Source organism: Sphingomonas sp. MMS24-J45 (assembly GCF_044881195.1).
Taxonomy (GTDB): Bacteria; Pseudomonadota; Alphaproteobacteria; order Sphingomonadales; family Sphingomonadaceae; genus Sphingomonas.
In genome coordinates this window covers 3,316,202-3,332,083 of record NZ_CP173255.1, presented here as the reverse complement: position 1 = coordinate 3,332,083, position 15,882 = coordinate 3,316,202, and the positions used below count along the sequence as shown (strand labels likewise).

Sequence of the window (15,882 nt, the reverse complement as noted above, 5' to 3'; positions counted from 1 at the left end):
CATGACGTCACTGCCGCTTCGCCCCTTATTGGCCATCGCCCTCGCGCTCGGCGCGGTGGGGGCGGCCACGATCGTCCACGCCGAGCCCAAGCCAGCCGCCGCCGCGATCGGCCCGGCGGTCGGCGCGCGCATCGCCACCAATGCCGCGCTGGTCGAAAGCACCGGGCGCAAGACCACCCTCGCCGCGGTCGCGCACGGCAAGCCGATCATGGTCGTGCTGTTCCGCTCGGCCAAATGGTGCCCCTATTGCCAGGGCCAGTTGAAGAGCCTCGGGCCGGTGGCCGCAGCCGCCAAGGCAAGGGGCATGGGCTTCATAGCGGTCAGCTATGATTCGCCCGCCGACCTGGCCGCCTTCGCCGCCAAGCAGAGCCTGTCCTATCCGCTCTACAGCGACACCGGCAGCAAGATGATCGACGCGCTGAAACTGCGCGATCCGCGCTACGCGCTAGACAGCTTCGCCAATGGCGTACCGTATCCCACGACGCTGCTGCTCGATGCGGCGGGCACGGTGAAGGGCAAGACGGTCGAGACCGATTACAAGATCCGCCCGAGCAATGCCGATCTGATCGCGATGCTTGCGCGAGTGTGACGCCGCCGCCGCCGGGCAGGTGCTGGCGCGCACCTGCTCGGCATGGCACACTCACCCGATGATCGCGCCGTCCGCCATCGCCAAGATGCTGTCGTTCATCGGTCGGTGGCTGTGACCAGCGGCTATTCCGGCACCCCGCTGGCCAAGAAGCTGGGGCTGAAGCCAGGAATGGCGACCTGGTTCCGCGATGTACCCGAAAGCGTCCGCGCCGAAATCAACCCGGAGGCCGTGGGGATCGTCGAGCATGATGACGCGATACCCGGTCTCGACGCCGCCCATCTCTTCGTCACGCGCCGCGAGGACCTTTCGCGCGGGCTCGCCCTGTTGCGCGACACGATCGCGCCCAACGGAATGGTGTGGGTCTCATGGCCCAAAAAAGCGTCCAAGGTCGCGACGGACATCACCGAGGACACGATCCGCGAGATCGCCCTGCCAATCGGCTTCGTCGATGTGAAGGTGTGCGCGGTAGATGCGGTCTGGTCGGGTTTGAAGCTGATGATCCGCAAGGAATTGCGATCGAAATAGCGCGCCGTTAGTTGCGAATCATACGCATTAGCCCTTGCGACCAATTCGCATTAGCGCTACGTCTTGCAGCAGAGAAGGAGTGCTGCATGGTCGTTTGCATCTGCAATGCAATTCGGGAACGCGACGTCCGGGATGCCGCGCGCCAAGGTTCGCGGACCCCGTGCCAAGCCTATCGCGCGCTTGGGTTGAAGCCGAAATGCGGCCAATGCCTGCCTTTTGCGCGGACCATCATCGACGCCGAGCGCGCTGTCGCCTAAGCTCGCGCACACAAGCTGTAATTCAAGAGGCGGTCATGCAGGGCGACGCAAAGGTCATCGAGTTCCTCAACGAGGCACTCAAGAACGAACTCACTGCAATCAATCAATATTGGCTGCACTATCGCCTGTTCGACCATTGGGGCGTGCGCAAACTGGCCGACTTCGAGCGGCACGAATTGATCGACGAGATGAAGCATGCCGACTGGCTGTCGGAACGCATTCTGTTCCTCGACGGCTTGCCCAATTTCCAGATGCTCGGCCGCCTGCGCATCGGCGAGACCGTCGAGGAAGTGCTGAAGGCCGATCTCGCGCTCGAGATGGAAGCGCTGCCGCTGCTGCGCGACGCGATCGAACATTGCGAGAAGGTCCGCGACTATGTCAGCCGCGATCTGTTCCGCCGCATCCTCGACAGCGAGGAAGAGCATGTCGATACGCTGGAACGCCAGTTCGAGATGATCAGCCGCATGGGGATCGAGAACTACATCCAGCTCCAGAGCAAGAGCGCCGACGACGCGGGGTAAGGGTTACTGCCCCCCCCATTCCGTTCGCCCTGAGCCTGTCGAAGGGCCGCGTGCAACACATGCGACATCGGTTTGTGGCGCGCGGGGCGTCGACAAGATCAGCCCGAACGGATCGGGGCGCAACGCCCCTCCGCTCTACCCCTGATATTCAACCCCATTCCACGCACCCAGTGGATCGATCATCTGTGGCGTTACCCAGCCATAGGTGAAGTTCAGCATGTAGAGCGCCCACAGAATTGTCGCGAGAATGGTGACGCGCAGCGCGATCTTGCCCGGTTTGAATTCATGCGGGGCACTTTCGGCCTGGCCCGGGATTCGTTCGACCCCGGCCTCGTCGCTGGTCTTCACCCCGAACGGCAGGACGAAGAATACCGAAAAGGCCCAGAACAGAAAATAGATCGCCAGCGCCGAAGTCCACCGCATTTTTGTCCAGCCTTACATAAGGTCCCGTTCGCGCTGAGCCTGTCGAAGCACGTGGCACAGGCGATGCTTGTGGCACCGGCCCTTCGACAGGCTCAGGGCGAACGGAGATTGTCGCTCAAGCCTCGATCAACAACACATCCACATTGGGTTTCTTGCCGGTCCAGCGCGTCGCGACTTTTCGCGCGGCCAGCCGGATATTTTCGCGCAGTTTCGCGCGATCATTGCCACGTCCACCCTGCTTCACCGCGGCCACGACCGCATCGATCGTCTCGTCAAGGAAGGGATCGCGATCCTCCTCGACCGGAATGCCCTGAATGCGCACTTGCGGCTCGCCGATCATGCCGCGCGCGCCGATCGCCACGGCGATCGAGATCTGGCCGTTGATCGCCAGTTTGCGGCGCTCGTTGATCGTCTGGCCATCCCCCGGCAGGATCACGTCACCGTCGAGCACCAGACGCCCGATCGGCGCATTGCCGATCTTGGTCGGCTCGCCCGGCGCGAGCCGCACGATATCGCCATTGGTCTGCACCAGCGCGCGCGGGACGCCTTCGGACAAGGCAAAGCGCGCCTGCTCCATCAGATGCCGCATTTCGCCGTGAACCGGCATCAGCAGTTCGGGCTTCATCCAGCGATACATTTGCAGCAGTTCCGGGCGGCCCGGATGGCCCGACACGTGGACGTGCGCCTGGCGATCGGTGATCATGATCACGCCCTTGGCCGCCAGTTGGTTTTGGATGCGCCCGATCGCGACTTCATTGCCGGGGATCTGCTTGGACGAGAAGACGACGGTATCACCACTTTCGAGGCTGATCGGGTGCTGACCATTGGCGACGCGCGCGAGCGCGGCGCGATCCTCGCCCTGGCCGCCGGTTGCCACCACCAAAACCTTGTTGCGCGGCAGGCGCATCGCGGCATCGGCGTCGATCGTCTCGGGGAAATCCTTGAGATAGCCGGTTGCCTTCGCGACCTTGAGGATGCGGTCGAGCGAGCGGCCCTGCACGCTCAACTGGCGTCCAGTCTCGCGCGCGACGACACCGAGCGTGTGGAGCCGCGCCGCGTTGGACGCGAACGAGGTCACCATCACCCGGCCCTTGGCCTTGCCGATCACATCCATCAGGCCGGAAAGGACATCGCTTTCCGAACCAGAGGCCTCGGCGTTGAACACGTTGGTCGAATTGCAGACGAGCGCAAGGATGCCCTCATCGCCAATCGCTTCAAGCTGCTCGGGCGAAGCAGGGTGGCCGAGCACCGGTGCCGCGTCGAGCTTCCAATCGCCGGTGTGGAAAATGCGGCCATAGGGCGTATCGATCAGCAGCGCCGAGGCCTCGGGGATCGAGTGCGACAGCGGCACGAAGGTGACACCGAACGGACCGACATCGAACTTCGTATCGGGCTTGATTATCTTCAGCTTGACACGGTTGGCATTGCCCTCTTCCTCCAGCTTCCCGCGGATCAGCCCGGCGGTGAAGGCGGTGGCGTAGAGCGGCACGCCGAGATCTTCGGCAAGGTACGGCAGCGCGCCGATGTGGTCCTCATGGCCGTGAGTCAGCACGATGCCGACCAGGTCGTCGAGCCGTTCCTCGATGAATTGCAGATCGGGCAGGATCACGTCGATGCCGGGATAGTGCGGATCGGCGAAGGTGATGCCGCAATCGACCATCATCCACTTGCCGTTACAGCCATAGAGGTTGACGTTCATGCCGATTTCGCCCGACCCGCCCAGGGCCAGGAAAAGCAGCTCGTTCTTGGGTTTTGTCACGTAGGTCTCGTTCTTTCACATGCGGCCTGGCGGGACTCGCGGGCCAAGGGTTGCGCATCTAAGCGCTTGATTTCGTAGAGATCGGGGAAGCGGGGCACCGCGTAGCCTGAACTTTGGCGGGCGCGCACACGCTGACTCTAGGCCCCTATATGGGCGCGATCCCACAAAATCGCCAGCCCCTGAATGGTGAGATCGGGTTCAACCGCGTCAAACATGGTCGTATGCTGTTCGAACAGGATGGCGAGGCCGCCGGTTGCGACGACGGTGATCGGCCGCCCGACTTCCGCCTTCATCCGCGCGACCAGCCCCTCGATCATCGCGACATAACCCCAGAAGATGCCGATCTGCATCTGGCTGACGGTATCGCGGCCGATCACACTGGTATCGGCAGGCGCCTCGATCGCGATGCGCGGCAGCTTGGCGGCGGCAGTAACCAGCGCATCGAGCGACAGGTTGATACCCGGCGCGATGATCCCGCCTTTGTACGCGCCGGTATAATCCACCACATCGAGCGTGGTCGCGGTGCCGAAGTCGATCACGATCAGATCGCCCTTGTGGATCGCGTGCGCGGCGATCATCGTCACGGCGCGGTCTGCGCCGACACTCTTGGGCTCAAGCACGTCCAGCGCCATGCCCCATTCCACCGGCGGCTCACCCGCGATTAGCGGTTCGCTACCGAAATATTTGCGCGCGAGCGTCTGCAGATTGTGCAGCGCGCGCGGCACCACGGTGGCGATGATGACGCCGCTCACCTGGCCGCGGTCATAGCCTTCGAGGGTCAGCAACTGGCTGAGCCACACGGCATATTCATCCGCCGTGCGGCGCGGGTCGGTGGCGATGCGCCAACGGGCCTTGATGTCGCGCCCCTCCAGCAGCGCGAAAACGACATTGGTGTTGCCGGCGTCGATGGCGAGCAGCATGAGCTAATCTTCTTGTCAGAGCAGGAAAACGTCGCCCGCGTGAATGACACGGGTGGTGCCATCCGCCAAGCGCAGGTTGAGCGCGCCGTCCAGATCGAGCCCGCCGAACAGTCCGTCGGTCGCACTGCCATCGGGCAGCCGCGCGGTGAGCGCAGTGCCGATCGGGTGCGCCCGCTCCAGCCAGCGTGCCCGAACCGGCGCGAGCCCCTGCCCGCGCCAAATGCCGACCCAGCGCGCGAAGGCATCGGCCAGCGTTTCGGCGAAGTCGGCCGGGTCAGGGGTCGCGCCATGTGCGGCAAGGCTCGTCGCAACCCGATCGGTGTCGTCCGGGTGATGCGCGAGGTTCACGCCCATCCCCACGACGACCGCGTCACCGGCACGTTCGAGAAGGATGCCGGAGAGCTTCGCGCCATGGAGGAGGAGATCGTTGGGCCATTTGATCGCCAGACCCTCCCCTGCTCCGGGAAGATAAATGCGCAAAACCTCTTCCAACGCCACCGCCGCGACCAGCGCCAGCGTAGCAGGCGAAGGATCGCCGCCGCGCATCCGCACCACGGTCGATCCGTAGAAATTGCCGACCGGCGAGGCCCACACGCGCCCCTGCCGCCCGCGCCCGCCGGTCTGGCGCTCGGCGCGAAGCCACACACCCTCGGCGATGCCCGATCCCGCGAGCCCCAGCATGTCGGCATTGGTCGAGCCCGTCTCGGCGACGGTCCGCACGCGCTCGCTCAGAACAGCGCCCTTGCTGCGGTCACCGTCCACACGCCAAGCGCGCCAAGCCCGACCCAGCCGACCGGCGAGACGGCAACCGCCATCACCGCGATCAGCCCGCCCTCGACTGGGGTGGCGCGGCCCGAGTAGGCCTCACCCGGCGTGTCGAAATACATCACCTTGATGACGCGCAGATAATAATAGGCACCGATCACCGAGGCGACAAAACCCACCACCGCAAGCGGATACAGCCCGGCGTGGACCGCTGCGGTAAACACCGCGAGCTTGGCGAAGAACCCGACCAGCGGCGGAATGCCGGCCAGCGAGAACATGAAGATCGCCATCGCCAACGCAAGACCCGGCCGCGTGCGCGACAGGCCCGCCAGGCTCGCGATCGCCTCGACCGGATGCCCCTCGGCATCGCGCATCTGCAGCACGATCAGGAAGCTGCCGAGCGTCATAACGACATAGATGGCGAGGTAGAACAGGGTCGCTGCAACGCCCTCCTGCGTTCCCGCCGCGAGCCCGACCAGCACGAAGCCGACATTGTTGATCGACGAATAGGCAAGCAGCCGTTTGATGTTGCTTTGCCCGATCGCCGCGACAGCGCCGAAGATGATCGAGGCGAGTGCCGCGAAGATCACGATCTGCCGCCATTGGTCGGTCGCCGGGCCCATCGCTTCGATCGCGACGCGCACCGAAAGCGCGATGCCCGCCACCTTCTGCGCCGAGGCGAACAGCGTCGTCACCGGGGTCGGCGCGCCTTCGTACACGTCGGGCGTCCACATGTGGAACGGCACGGCGCTGATCTTGAAGGCGAGGCCAGCGAACACGAACACGAGGCCGAACGTCAGACCCATCGAATGGCCCGCGCCATATGCGGTCGCAATCGAGGAGAACAGCGTGGTCCCGCTGAACCCGTACACCAGGCTGATCCCATACAGCAGGATCCCGCTCGCCAGCGCACCCAGCACGAAATACTTCAGGCCAGCCTCCGCCGAACGCACATCGCGCCGCATGAAGCTCGCCAGCACATAGGCGGCGAGGCTCTGCAATTCGAGGCCGACATAAAGCGTCAGCAGATCGCCGGCCGACACCATCATCCCCGCGCCCGCTGCCGAGAGCAGAATGAGGACCGGATATTCGGGGCGCAAGCTATCGCCCGAGCCGCCCTCGAAGAAGCGCGGCGCGATGATGATCGCGACCGCCGACGCGCCATAGATCAGCACCTTGGCAAAGCTCGCGAACGCATCCGCGCGGTACAAGCCGCCAAACGCGGCACCACCGCTCGAGGCCGGCCCGGTCAGCGCGATCCCCGCGCCGATCAACACCGCGACCGAGGCCCAGGACACCAGCTTGGTCGAGCCCTGCCCGCCCCATGCCGCCACCAGCATCAGCGCAATCGCGCCAGCCGCCAGCACCAGCTCCGGCAGCGTCATCAACAGATCGGCGTTCATTTGTGTGCCTCCGCATGGTGCGCAGGCAGCGCGACCGCCTTGCCCATCGTCGGGAGCGAATCCCCCTTCGGCGCGGCACGCGCAATCCGCGCCTCAAGCGTGCCGACGTCCCCGCGCATCGGCGCCAAGAAGCTCTCGGGATACACGCCCATCCACAAAACAACGGCGGCAATCGGCGCGAGCAACGCCACCTCGCGCAAACTCAAATCGGGCATCGCGCGGACATCATCCTTGGTCAGTTCGCCGAACACGACGCGGCGGTAGAGATAGAGCATGTAAGCGGCACCCAGAATGATGCCCGTCGTGCACAGGAGGGTGATCGTGGTCGAGACGCGATACGTGCCCGCCAGGCTCAGGAATTCGCCGACGAACCCGCTCGTGCCCGGCAGGCCGATCGACGCCATCGTGAACAGCAGGAACAGCACGGCGTACTTCGGCATGTTGATGGCAAGCCCGCCATAGCGATTGATCTCGCGCGTGTGCAGCCGGTCGTAGATCACGCCCACGCACAGGAACAACGCCCCCGAAACGAGGCCGTGGCTGAGCATCACGATCATCGCGCCTTCGATGCCCTGCCGGTTGAAGGCGAACAGGCCGATCGTCACGATCGCCATGTGCGCGACCGAGGAATAGGCGATCAGCTTCTTCATGTCGGACTGCACCAGCGCGACGAGCGAGGTGTAGATGACCGCCACTGCCGACAGGCTGAGGATGAGCCAGCTCAGCTGCGCCGAAGCCTCAGGGAACATCGGTAGCGAGAAGCGCAGGAAGCCATATCCGCCGAGCTTCAGCAGCACGCCCGCCAGGATCACCGATCCAGCGGTCGGCGCCTGCACGTGCGCGTCGGGCAACCAGGTATGGAACGGCCACATCGGCATCTTCACCGCGAACGATGCGAAGAAGGCGAGCCACAGCCAGGTCTGCACGTGCACCGGGAAATCGGTGTTGAGCAGCGTCGGAATGTCGCTGGTGCCTGCGAAATTCGCCATCCACAGCATCGCGATCAGCATCAGGAGCGAGCCGAGCAGCGTGTAGAGGAAGAATTTGTAGCTGGCGTAAATCCGGTTGGCCCCGCCCCAGATGCCGATGATCAGGTACATCGGAATCAGCCCGGCCTCGAAGAAGATGTAGAAGAGGAACAGGTCCTGCGCCGCGAAGGTGCCGATCATCAGCACTTCGGTGAACAGGAACGCCGCCATATATTCCGGCACGCGCTCCGTCACCGAGACCCAGCTCGCGCCGATGCAGATCGGCATCAGGAACACGCTCAGCATCACCAGCATCAGCGCGAAACCGTCGATCCCGAGCTTCCAGCCGAACACGCCAAAGCTGCCGGCATTCTCGACGAACTGCCACTGCGGCCCGCCGATGTCGAACTGCGCCCACAGATAGATGCCGAGCACGAAATCAACCAGCGTCGCGATCAGTGCGATCCAGCGCGCGTTCTGCCCGGTCGTGAAAAGACACGCGACCGCCGCGATCGCCGGCACTGCCAGCATGATCGAAAGAAGAGGCACGCCGGTCATCGTGTAATCGCCCAGGTAACGGCGCCGGTCAGCCCAAGCAGCATGACGAAGGCGTAGGTATAGACATAGCCCGACTGGATCTTGCCCGCGACGCGCGCATTCTGCGCGACGATCCACGCGACGCCATTCGGGCCGAAGCGGTCGATCGTCTTTTCGTCGCCGCGGTGCCAGAACAAGCGGCCGAGCGCGAAGGCAGGCTTTACGAAGAGCAGGTTATACAGCTCGTCGAAATACCATTTGTTGAGTAGCCACAGGTAGATCGGCCGGTACGTTTCGGCCAGCTTCACCGGCGCCTGCGGGCTGCGGATGTAGAAGATGTACGCGCCAAAGAGGCCGGTCAGCATCGCGATCGTCGCCGACAGCTTCACGCTCAGCGGCACCGCATGCATTTCGTGCATCAAATGCTCACGGAACGCGATTGCACCGCGCCAGTAACGCTCGCCAGCCTCCGGCTCGATGAAATAGCCGTGGAAGACGAAGCCGGCCGCAATCGCGCCCATCGACAGCAGGATCAACGGGATCAGGATCGGCAGCGGACTTTCATGCGGATGATATCCGCCGGTGCCGTCATGCGAGGCGTGATGGCCGTGGTCGTCATGCGCATGATCGTGATGGGCGTGGTCGTCGTGACCATGCCCATGCGCATCGTGCAGCGCGTGCTGGATATGCTCGGACTGATCCCAGCGCGGCTTGCCCCAAAAGGTGAGGAACATCAGCCGCCACGAATAGAAGCTGGTCAGCAAGGCGACGATCATCCCGACGATCGACGCACCGTGATTGCCCGACGCCCAGGCCGCCTCGATGATCGCGTCCTTCGAATGGAAGCCCGCAAAACCGATCGCGAGCGGATTGCCGAACACCGCGGGCAGGCCAACGCCGGTGATCGCCAGCGTGCCCATCATCATGCCCCAGAAGGTCAGCGGGATATGTTTCCGCAGGCCCCCATAATAGCGCATGTCCTGTTCATGGTGCATCGCGTGGATCACAGAACCGGCACCCAGGAACAGCAACGCCTTGAAGAAAGCGTGCGTGAACAGGTGGAACATCGCCGCGCCGTAAGCGCCGCAGCCAGCCGCAAAGAACATATAGCCGAGCTGCGAACAGGTCGAATAGGCGATCACGCGCTTGATGTCGGTCTGCACCAGCCCGACCGTCGCCGCGAACAGACACGTCGCGGCACCGATCGTCATCACCACATGCAGCGCGAAGGGCGAGGTTTCGAACATCGGCGACAGGCGGCACACCATGAACACGCCCGCTGTGACCATCGTCGCCGCGTGGATCAGCGCCGACACCGGGGTCGGACCCTCCATCGCGTCAGGCAACCAGGTGTGGAGCCCCAATTGCGCCGACTTGCCCATCGCGCCGACGAACAGCAGCAGGCACAGCACCGTCATCGTATCGAAACGATAGCCGAGGAAGCCGATCGTCGACCCCGCCATCCCCGGCGCGAGCCGCAGGATTTCGGGGATCGAGATCGTGTTGAACACCAGATAGGTGCCGAAAATCCCCAGCATGAAGCCAAGATCGCCGACACGGTTGACGACGAAAGCCTTGATCGCGGCGGCGTTCGCAGTCGGCTTCCGGAACCAGAACCCGATGAGGAGGTACGAGGCGAGACCCACCCCTTCCCAGCCGAAGAACATCTGGACGAGGTTGTCGGCCGTCACCAGCATCAGCATCGCAAAGGTGAAGAGCGACAGATACGCGAAGAACCGCGGCTGGTCCGGGTCCTCCTCCATATAGCCCCAGCTATACAGATGGACGAGCGCCGACACCGACGTGATGACGACGAGCATCACCGCGGTCAGCGAATCCACCCGCAGCGCCCAGTCGATCCGCATATCGCCCGAATGGATCCAGTCGAGCACCGGCGTGACGGTCGCCTCGCCACCCCCGAGGTACGGGATAAAAACCGTCCAGCTCAGGAATGCGGCGACGAACAGCGCGCCGGTCGTCACGACCTTGGGCAGTACCGCGCCGAAACTCTTGTTCGCGAACCCTGCGACGATCGCCGCGAGCAGCGGCAGGAAAACGATGAAAAGGATCGAATGCACGTAACTTTACCCCTGCATCCGGTTGGCATCGTCGACCGCGATCGTCCCGCGGGCACGGAAATAGATGACCAGGATCGCCAGACCGATCGCCGCCTCACCCGCCGCGACCGTCAGCACGAACATCGCGAACACCTGGCCGACCAGATCGTGCAGATAGCCCGAGAACGCCACGAAATTGAGGTTCACCGCGAGCAGGATCAGCTCGACCGCCATCAGCATGACGATCAGGTTCTTGCGGTTGGCAATGATCCCGAACACGCCAAGAGCGAACAAGATCGCCGCGACGACGAGATAATGCGTGAGCCCAATCACAATTCCACCCCTGCGCCGACGGTCGGCCGCGTGTTGCGCGTTGCATCCTGTGGACGCCGCGCATTTTGCCGCGCGACATTCTGCTGGCGCGAGCCCTTGCGTTCGCGGTGCGTCAGCACGATCGCGCCGATCATCGCGACCAGCAGCACCAGCCCCGCCCCTTCGAACACGAAGAGGTAGCGCGTGTAGAGCAGCATCCCCAGCGCCTCGATATTCGGCACCGTCTCCGGCGTCGGCGCGGCGCGGCGGCCGAGTTCGATCTTGCCCGCGCTCCACGCGCCAAACGCGACCATGATCTCCGCCGCCAACCCGACCGCGAGCAACGCCCCGATCCCGGCATAGCGCACGAAGCCAGCGCGCAGCTCGGCGAAATCGACGTTCAGCATCATCACGACGAACAGGAACAACACCGCGACCGCGCCGACGTACACGATCACCAGCAGCATCGCGATGAACTCGGCGCCCACCAGCACCATCAGGCCGGCGGCGTTGAAGAACGCCAGGATCAGCCACAGCACGGCGTGGACCGGGTTGCGCGCGGTGATGGTCAGCGCGGCGGACGCGATTACCATCACGGCGAAAAGATAAAAGGCGATTGCCTGGATCACGGAATCAGTGGCCCCTTTAAAGTCGGGTGGCGCTTAACGGTACGGTGCATCGGCGGCAAGGTTCGCAGCGATCGCACTTTCCCAACGATCGCCATTCGCGAGCAATTTTGCCTTGTCGTAGATCAGCTCTTCGCGCGTTTCGGTCGCATATTCGAAGTTCGGACCCTCGACCACGGCATCGACCGGGCACGCTTCCTGGCACAGACCGCAGAAGATGCACTTGGTCATGTCGATGTCGTAGCGGGTCGTGCGGCGGCTGCCGTCGTCGCGCGGCTCGGCCTCGATCGTGATCGCCTGCGCCGGGCACACCGCCTCGCACAGCTTGCACGCGATGCAGCGTTCCTCGCCATTCGGATAACGCCTGAGCACATGCTCGCCGCGGAAGCGCGGGGAGATCGGGTTCTTCTCGAACGGATAGTTGATCGTCGCCTTGGCCTTGAAGAAATACCGCAAGGTCAGCGCATGCGCCCTGAGGAATTCCCACAGGGTGAAGGATTTGATGAGTTGGGCGGGGGTCGTCACAGGCCCATCCTTAATTTCGTCGTGTTGATACAGCCCATCGGATATTTCGTTTCAGGCATCGGAGCATAAAGCGTCCAACCCCGCGCTTTGGTCGGATCACCGATTTGCGGGCACGGTACTCGTTGGAGCATCAGATACCCCGAAACCAGAAACACCCAGAAAAGCGACAGCGGCAGGAACACCTTCCACCCCAGCCGCATCAACTGGTCATAGCGGTAGCGCGGGACGGTCGCCTTCACCCAGCTGAACAGGAAGAAGAACACCAGCATCTTGACGAACAGCCACAGGATGCCCGGCACCGCGTACAGGATCGGGATGTCGAGCGGCGGCAGATACCCGCCCCAGAACAATGTCGCGTTGAGCGTGCACATCAGGATGACGTTGGCATATTCGCCGAGCCAGTAGAGCGCGAACGACATGGACGAATATTCGGTCTGATACCCCGCGACGAGCTCGCTCTCCGCCTCGGTCAGGTCGAACGGCGCGCGTTGCGTCTCGGCGAGCGAGGAGATGAAGAACACCACCGCCATCGGGAACAAGAGCGGGTTGATAAAGAAGCCGTTGATCAGCCCGAGGCCCACGCCGCGCTGCGCCTCGACGATCTCGGTCAGGTTGAAGCTGCCCGCCCACAAAACGATCGAGATCAGCACGAAGCCGATCGCGACTTCGTACGAAACCATCTGCGCCGCCGCGCGGATCGCCGAATAGAAGGGATATTTCGAGTTGGACGACCAGCCGGCCAGAATGATGCCGTACACGCCGAGCGACGACGCCGCGAGCACGTAGAGCAGCCCGACGTTGATGTTGCTGAGCGCGGCCAGGCGGTCGAACGGCACCACCGCCCACACGATCAGCGCGACGGTGAAGGTGATGATCGGCGCGAGCAGGAACAGCGTCTTGTTCGCCGCGGACGGGATGATCGTTTCCTGCAGGAACACCTTCAACCCATCGGCGAAGCTCTGCAGCAGGCCGAACGGCCCGACCACGTTCGGCCCGCGCCGCAGCGCCATCGACGCCCAGATCTTGCGGTCAGCATAGATGATCATCGCCACCGACAGCATGACGGGAAACGCGATCAGCAGAATATCGATGATGGTCCAGAGGAACCACGATCCTTCATAGCCGAGCCAGGCGGAGGTCCAACTTGTCATCCGAGATTTCCCACCCCGGCGCAGGCCGGGGCCCAGTCGCGGAGGTCGTAGTTTGTGAGCGCAACGCCCGAACAATCGGCGGCGCGCAACTGGGCCCCGGCCTTCGCCGGGGTGGAGCGGAAGGGGAGCGCGCTCATTCCGCCGCCTCCGCAAAATCCTGCCCGTGAACGAGTTCCGCCGAACAACGCTGCATCGTCGGGGACGCGCGGCAGATTGCGTTGGTCAGGTAGAAATCCTGGATCGGATACCCGGCAATCTCCCCCGAAGCGCCGGCATCGAGCGCAGGCGGCGCCCATTCGAAGCTCGCCAGACCCAGCGTCGCGAGCGCCGGCGTATCCACGGCCATGGCCGCGCGCAATTCATCGAGCGTATCGAACGGCAGCGTCTTGCCCAGCACCGCCGAAAGCGCGCGGAAGATCGTCCAGTCCTCGCGCGCGTCGCCAGGCGGGAACACCGCGCGCTCGCCACGCTGCACTCGGCCTTCGAGATTCACATACGTCCCAGACTTCTCGGCATAGGAAGCACCCGGCAGAATAACGTCCGCCGCCGCCGCGCCCTTGTCGCCGTGATGGCCGACATAGACTTTGAAGGTGCCCGCGAACTTGCCGAAATCGACCTCATCCGCGCCGAGGAAGAACGCCAGCTTCGGTGCCGCCGCGACGACATCCGCGATGCCGCCCTTCTGGGCATAGCCGAGCATCAGCCCGCCCATCCGGCTCGCCGCCATGTGCAGCACGTTGAAGCCGTTCCAACCGTCTTTCACGAGACCCAGCGGCTCGACCAGCGCGAGCGCGCCACCGAGGGCCTTCAGCCCTGCCCCGCCGACGATCATCATCGGCCGCTCGGCCTTGCCGAACGCCTCGGTCACCGCCTCGGGCAGATTGCCGAGCAGCGCCAGATCGGCGCCGAGCCATTCCACCGGATAGGTCAGCTCGGTCTCCGGCCCGATCGCAAAGACCTTCGCGCCCTTCTTGATCGCCTTGCGGATCCGCGTGTTCACCAGCGGCGCTTCCCAGCGCACGTTGCTGCCGACCAGCAGAATGACGTCGGCGCGCTCGGTGCCCGCAATCGTCGTGTTGAAATTGACGGCGGCCAGCGACGAGGTGTCGTAATCCATCCCCGTCTGCCGCCCTTCGAGCAGCGACGAGCCGAACGATGCGAGCAGCGCCTTGGCCGCGTACATCGTCTCGCAATCGACCAGATCGCCCGCGATCGCCGCAACGCTCGAACCGGCATTCACCGCCGCGATCGCTCCGAACGCCTCTTCCCAGCTCGCCTTGATCAGGCGGCCGTCCTTGCGCACGAACGGCGTGTCGAGCCGCCGCCGCACCAGGCCGTCGACGGCGTGGCGCGTCTTGTCCGACGCCCATTCCTCGTTCACATCTTCGTTGATTCGGGGCAGCGCGCGCAACACCTGCCGCCCGCGACTGTCGAGCCGGATGTTGGTGCCGACCGCGTCCATCACGTCGATGGTCAGCGTCTTCTTCAGCTCCCACGGCCGCGCTTCGAACTGGTACGGCTTCGACGTCAGCGCGCCGACCGGGCACAGGTCGACGACGTTGCCCGACAATTCGCTCTGCACGGCATGTTCGAGGTATGAGGTGATCTGCATGTCCTCGCCACGATAGATCGCGCCGATTTCCTCGACCCCGGCCACTTCCTCGGCAAAGCGGATGCAGCGCGTGCACTGGATACAGCGCGTCATCACCGTCTTGACGATCGGGCCCATGTACTTTTCGGTGACCGCGCGCTTGTTCTCGTCATAGCGCGACTGGCCACGGCCATAGGCTACCGACTGGTCCTGCAGATCGCACTCACCACCCTGGTCGCAAATCGGGCAATCGAGCGGATGGTTGATGAGCAGGAACTCCATCACCCCTTCGCGCGCATTCTTCACCATCGGCGAGTTGGTGAAGATTTCCTGATTTTCGGCAGCCGGCAAAGCGCACGACGCCTGCGGCTTCGGCGGGCCGGGCTTCACCTCGACCAGGCACATGCGGCAATTGCCCGCAATGCTCAGGCGCTCGTGATAGCAGAAACGCGGGATCTCCTTGCCGGCGATCTCGCACGCCTGCAGCACGGTGGCACCGGCGGGGACTTCGACCTCGACGCCGTCGACTTTGAGTTTAGGCATTATTGTTCGTCCTTGTGGGCGGAAACCACGCCCACGGCCATCGCGCCAGGAATGTTGGGATGCGCAGGGTTTGGGATCAGTTGCTGCCGACGCGGATCAACCAGCACGTCCATGCTCTCCATCGGGATCGCACCAAGCAGAACCTGATTGCCCGTCACCATCCCGCCGGTGAAGGCAGTGCGACCGAACACTTCGACACGGATCGGTCCGACATAATCAACGATGATCTGCCGACCATCCGCGACAGTGATCATCCGCTCTTCTACCTTCTCCAGCCGTAACTGCTTGGCGACGAGCTCGGGAATGCACAGGTCTGCAGCGCCGGTATCGACCAGCGCATTGGCGTCCAGCTCTTCCAGATCGGGCCGCGCCGCATTGGCAAGCCTGATATGTTGATACACCAGACCCAT

At 63.7% G+C, this 15,882-nt stretch carries 19 protein-coding genes; 5 read left to right on the top strand and 14 right to left on the bottom strand.

Annotated features, from left to right (window positions below; genetic code table 11):
• Window position 1: 1 nt before the first annotated feature.
• From AB5I39_RS16015 to bfr, 5 genes are all read left to right on the top strand, one after another.
• Window positions 2-589, top strand: coding sequence for a peroxiredoxin family protein (locus AB5I39_RS16015; protein ID WP_404369082.1), 588 nt, complete (start codon window positions 2-4; stop codon window positions 587-589).
• Entirely contained in the window at window positions 576-704 is a 129-nt protein-coding gene (locus tag AB5I39_RS16010; protein ID WP_404369079.1) for a hypothetical protein, read from the top strand. The genes AB5I39_RS16015 and AB5I39_RS16010 overlap by 14 nt, the downstream gene beginning before the upstream one ends.
• Entirely contained in the window at window positions 695-1,114 is a 420-nt protein-coding gene (locus AB5I39_RS16005) for a DUF3052 family protein (protein WP_404369076.1), read from the top strand. The genes AB5I39_RS16010 and AB5I39_RS16005 overlap by 10 nt, the downstream gene beginning before the upstream one ends.
• 86 nt (window positions 1,115-1,200) lie before the next feature.
• On the top strand, window positions 1,201-1,371 hold the full coding sequence (locus AB5I39_RS16000) for a bacterioferritin-associated ferredoxin (protein WP_404369074.1): 171 nt from the start codon (window positions 1,201-1,203) through the stop codon (window positions 1,369-1,371).
• 35 nt (window positions 1,372-1,406) lie between these two features.
• On the top strand, window positions 1,407-1,892 hold the full coding sequence (gene bfr, locus AB5I39_RS15995; RefSeq protein WP_404369072.1) for a bacterioferritin: 486 nt from the start codon (window positions 1,407-1,409) through the stop codon (window positions 1,890-1,892).
• A gap of 135 nt (window positions 1,893-2,027) precedes the next feature.
• On the opposite strand, the gene AB5I39_RS15990 is transcribed toward bfr, so the two are convergent.
• The 14 genes from AB5I39_RS15990 to AB5I39_RS15925 form a co-directional block, all read right to left on the bottom strand.
• Window positions 2,028-2,315 carry a DUF1467 family protein gene (locus AB5I39_RS15990; RefSeq protein WP_404369069.1) on the bottom strand — a complete coding sequence of 96 codons (288 nt, stop codon included), beginning with the start codon at window positions 2,313-2,315 and terminating at the stop codon, window positions 2,028-2,030.
• A gap of 115 nt (window positions 2,316-2,430) precedes the next feature.
• Window positions 2,431-4,074 carry a ribonuclease J gene (locus AB5I39_RS15985; RefSeq protein ID WP_404369066.1) on the bottom strand — a complete coding sequence of 548 codons (1,644 nt, stop codon included), beginning with the start codon at window positions 4,072-4,074 and terminating at the stop codon, window positions 2,431-2,433.
• Between the two features lie 137 nt (window positions 4,075-4,211).
• Complete coding sequence (locus AB5I39_RS15980; RefSeq protein WP_404369063.1) at window positions 4,212-4,994, bottom strand: type III pantothenate kinase; 783 nt, start codon at window positions 4,992-4,994, stop codon at window positions 4,212-4,214.
• Between the two features lie 15 nt (window positions 4,995-5,009).
• Window positions 5,010-5,714 carry a biotin--[acetyl-CoA-carboxylase] ligase gene (locus tag AB5I39_RS15975; protein WP_404374195.1) on the bottom strand — a complete coding sequence of 235 codons (705 nt, stop codon included), beginning with the start codon at window positions 5,712-5,714 and terminating at the stop codon, window positions 5,010-5,012.
• Window positions 5,715-5,722: 8 nt separating this feature from the next.
• Entirely contained in the window at window positions 5,723-7,162 is a 1,440-nt protein-coding gene (gene nuoN / locus AB5I39_RS15970) for an NADH-quinone oxidoreductase subunit NuoN (RefSeq protein ID WP_404369060.1), read from the bottom strand.
• Window positions 7,159-8,688, bottom strand: coding sequence for an NADH-quinone oxidoreductase subunit M (locus AB5I39_RS15965; RefSeq protein ID WP_404369058.1), 1,530 nt, complete (start codon window positions 8,686-8,688; stop codon window positions 7,159-7,161). The genes nuoN and AB5I39_RS15965 overlap by 4 nt, the downstream gene beginning before the upstream one ends.
• Window positions 8,685-10,745: an NADH-quinone oxidoreductase subunit L gene (gene nuoL, locus AB5I39_RS15960; protein WP_404369055.1), complete on the bottom strand. Its 2,061-nt coding sequence runs from the start codon at window positions 10,743-10,745 to the stop codon at window positions 8,685-8,687. The genes AB5I39_RS15965 and nuoL overlap by 4 nt, the downstream gene beginning before the upstream one ends.
• 6 nt (window positions 10,746-10,751) lie before the next feature.
• Complete coding sequence (gene nuoK / locus AB5I39_RS15955; RefSeq protein WP_404369053.1) at window positions 10,752-11,057, bottom strand: NADH-quinone oxidoreductase subunit NuoK; 306 nt, start codon at window positions 11,055-11,057, stop codon at window positions 10,752-10,754.
• On the bottom strand, window positions 11,054-11,665 hold the full coding sequence (locus tag AB5I39_RS15950; protein WP_404369050.1) for an NADH-quinone oxidoreductase subunit J: 612 nt from the start codon (window positions 11,663-11,665) through the stop codon (window positions 11,054-11,056). Before AB5I39_RS15950 ends, nuoK begins: the two co-directional genes overlap by 4 nt.
• Before the next feature lie 33 nt (window positions 11,666-11,698).
• Window positions 11,699-12,187 (bottom strand): NADH-quinone oxidoreductase subunit NuoI, encoded by a 489-nt coding sequence (nuoI, locus tag AB5I39_RS15945; protein ID WP_404369047.1) that lies wholly within the window; start codon window positions 12,185-12,187, stop codon window positions 11,699-11,701.
• A complete protein-coding gene (gene nuoH, locus AB5I39_RS15940) occupies window positions 12,184-13,338 on the bottom strand; it encodes an NADH-quinone oxidoreductase subunit NuoH (RefSeq protein WP_404369044.1) in 1,155 nt (384 codons plus the stop codon). Before nuoH ends, nuoI begins: the two co-directional genes overlap by 4 nt.
• Window positions 13,335-13,475 carry a hypothetical protein gene (locus AB5I39_RS15935; protein WP_404369041.1) on the bottom strand — a complete coding sequence of 47 codons (141 nt, stop codon included), beginning with the start codon at window positions 13,473-13,475 and terminating at the stop codon, window positions 13,335-13,337. Before AB5I39_RS15935 ends, nuoH begins: the two co-directional genes overlap by 4 nt.
• On the bottom strand, window positions 13,472-15,472 hold the full coding sequence (gene nuoG / locus AB5I39_RS15930; RefSeq protein WP_404369038.1) for an NADH-quinone oxidoreductase subunit NuoG: 2,001 nt from the start codon (window positions 15,470-15,472) through the stop codon (window positions 13,472-13,474). The genes AB5I39_RS15935 and nuoG overlap by 4 nt, the downstream gene beginning before the upstream one ends.
• Entirely contained in the window at window positions 15,472-15,882 is a 411-nt protein-coding gene (locus AB5I39_RS15925; RefSeq protein ID WP_404369035.1) for a clan AA aspartic protease, read from the bottom strand. Before AB5I39_RS15925 ends, nuoG begins: the two co-directional genes overlap by 1 nt.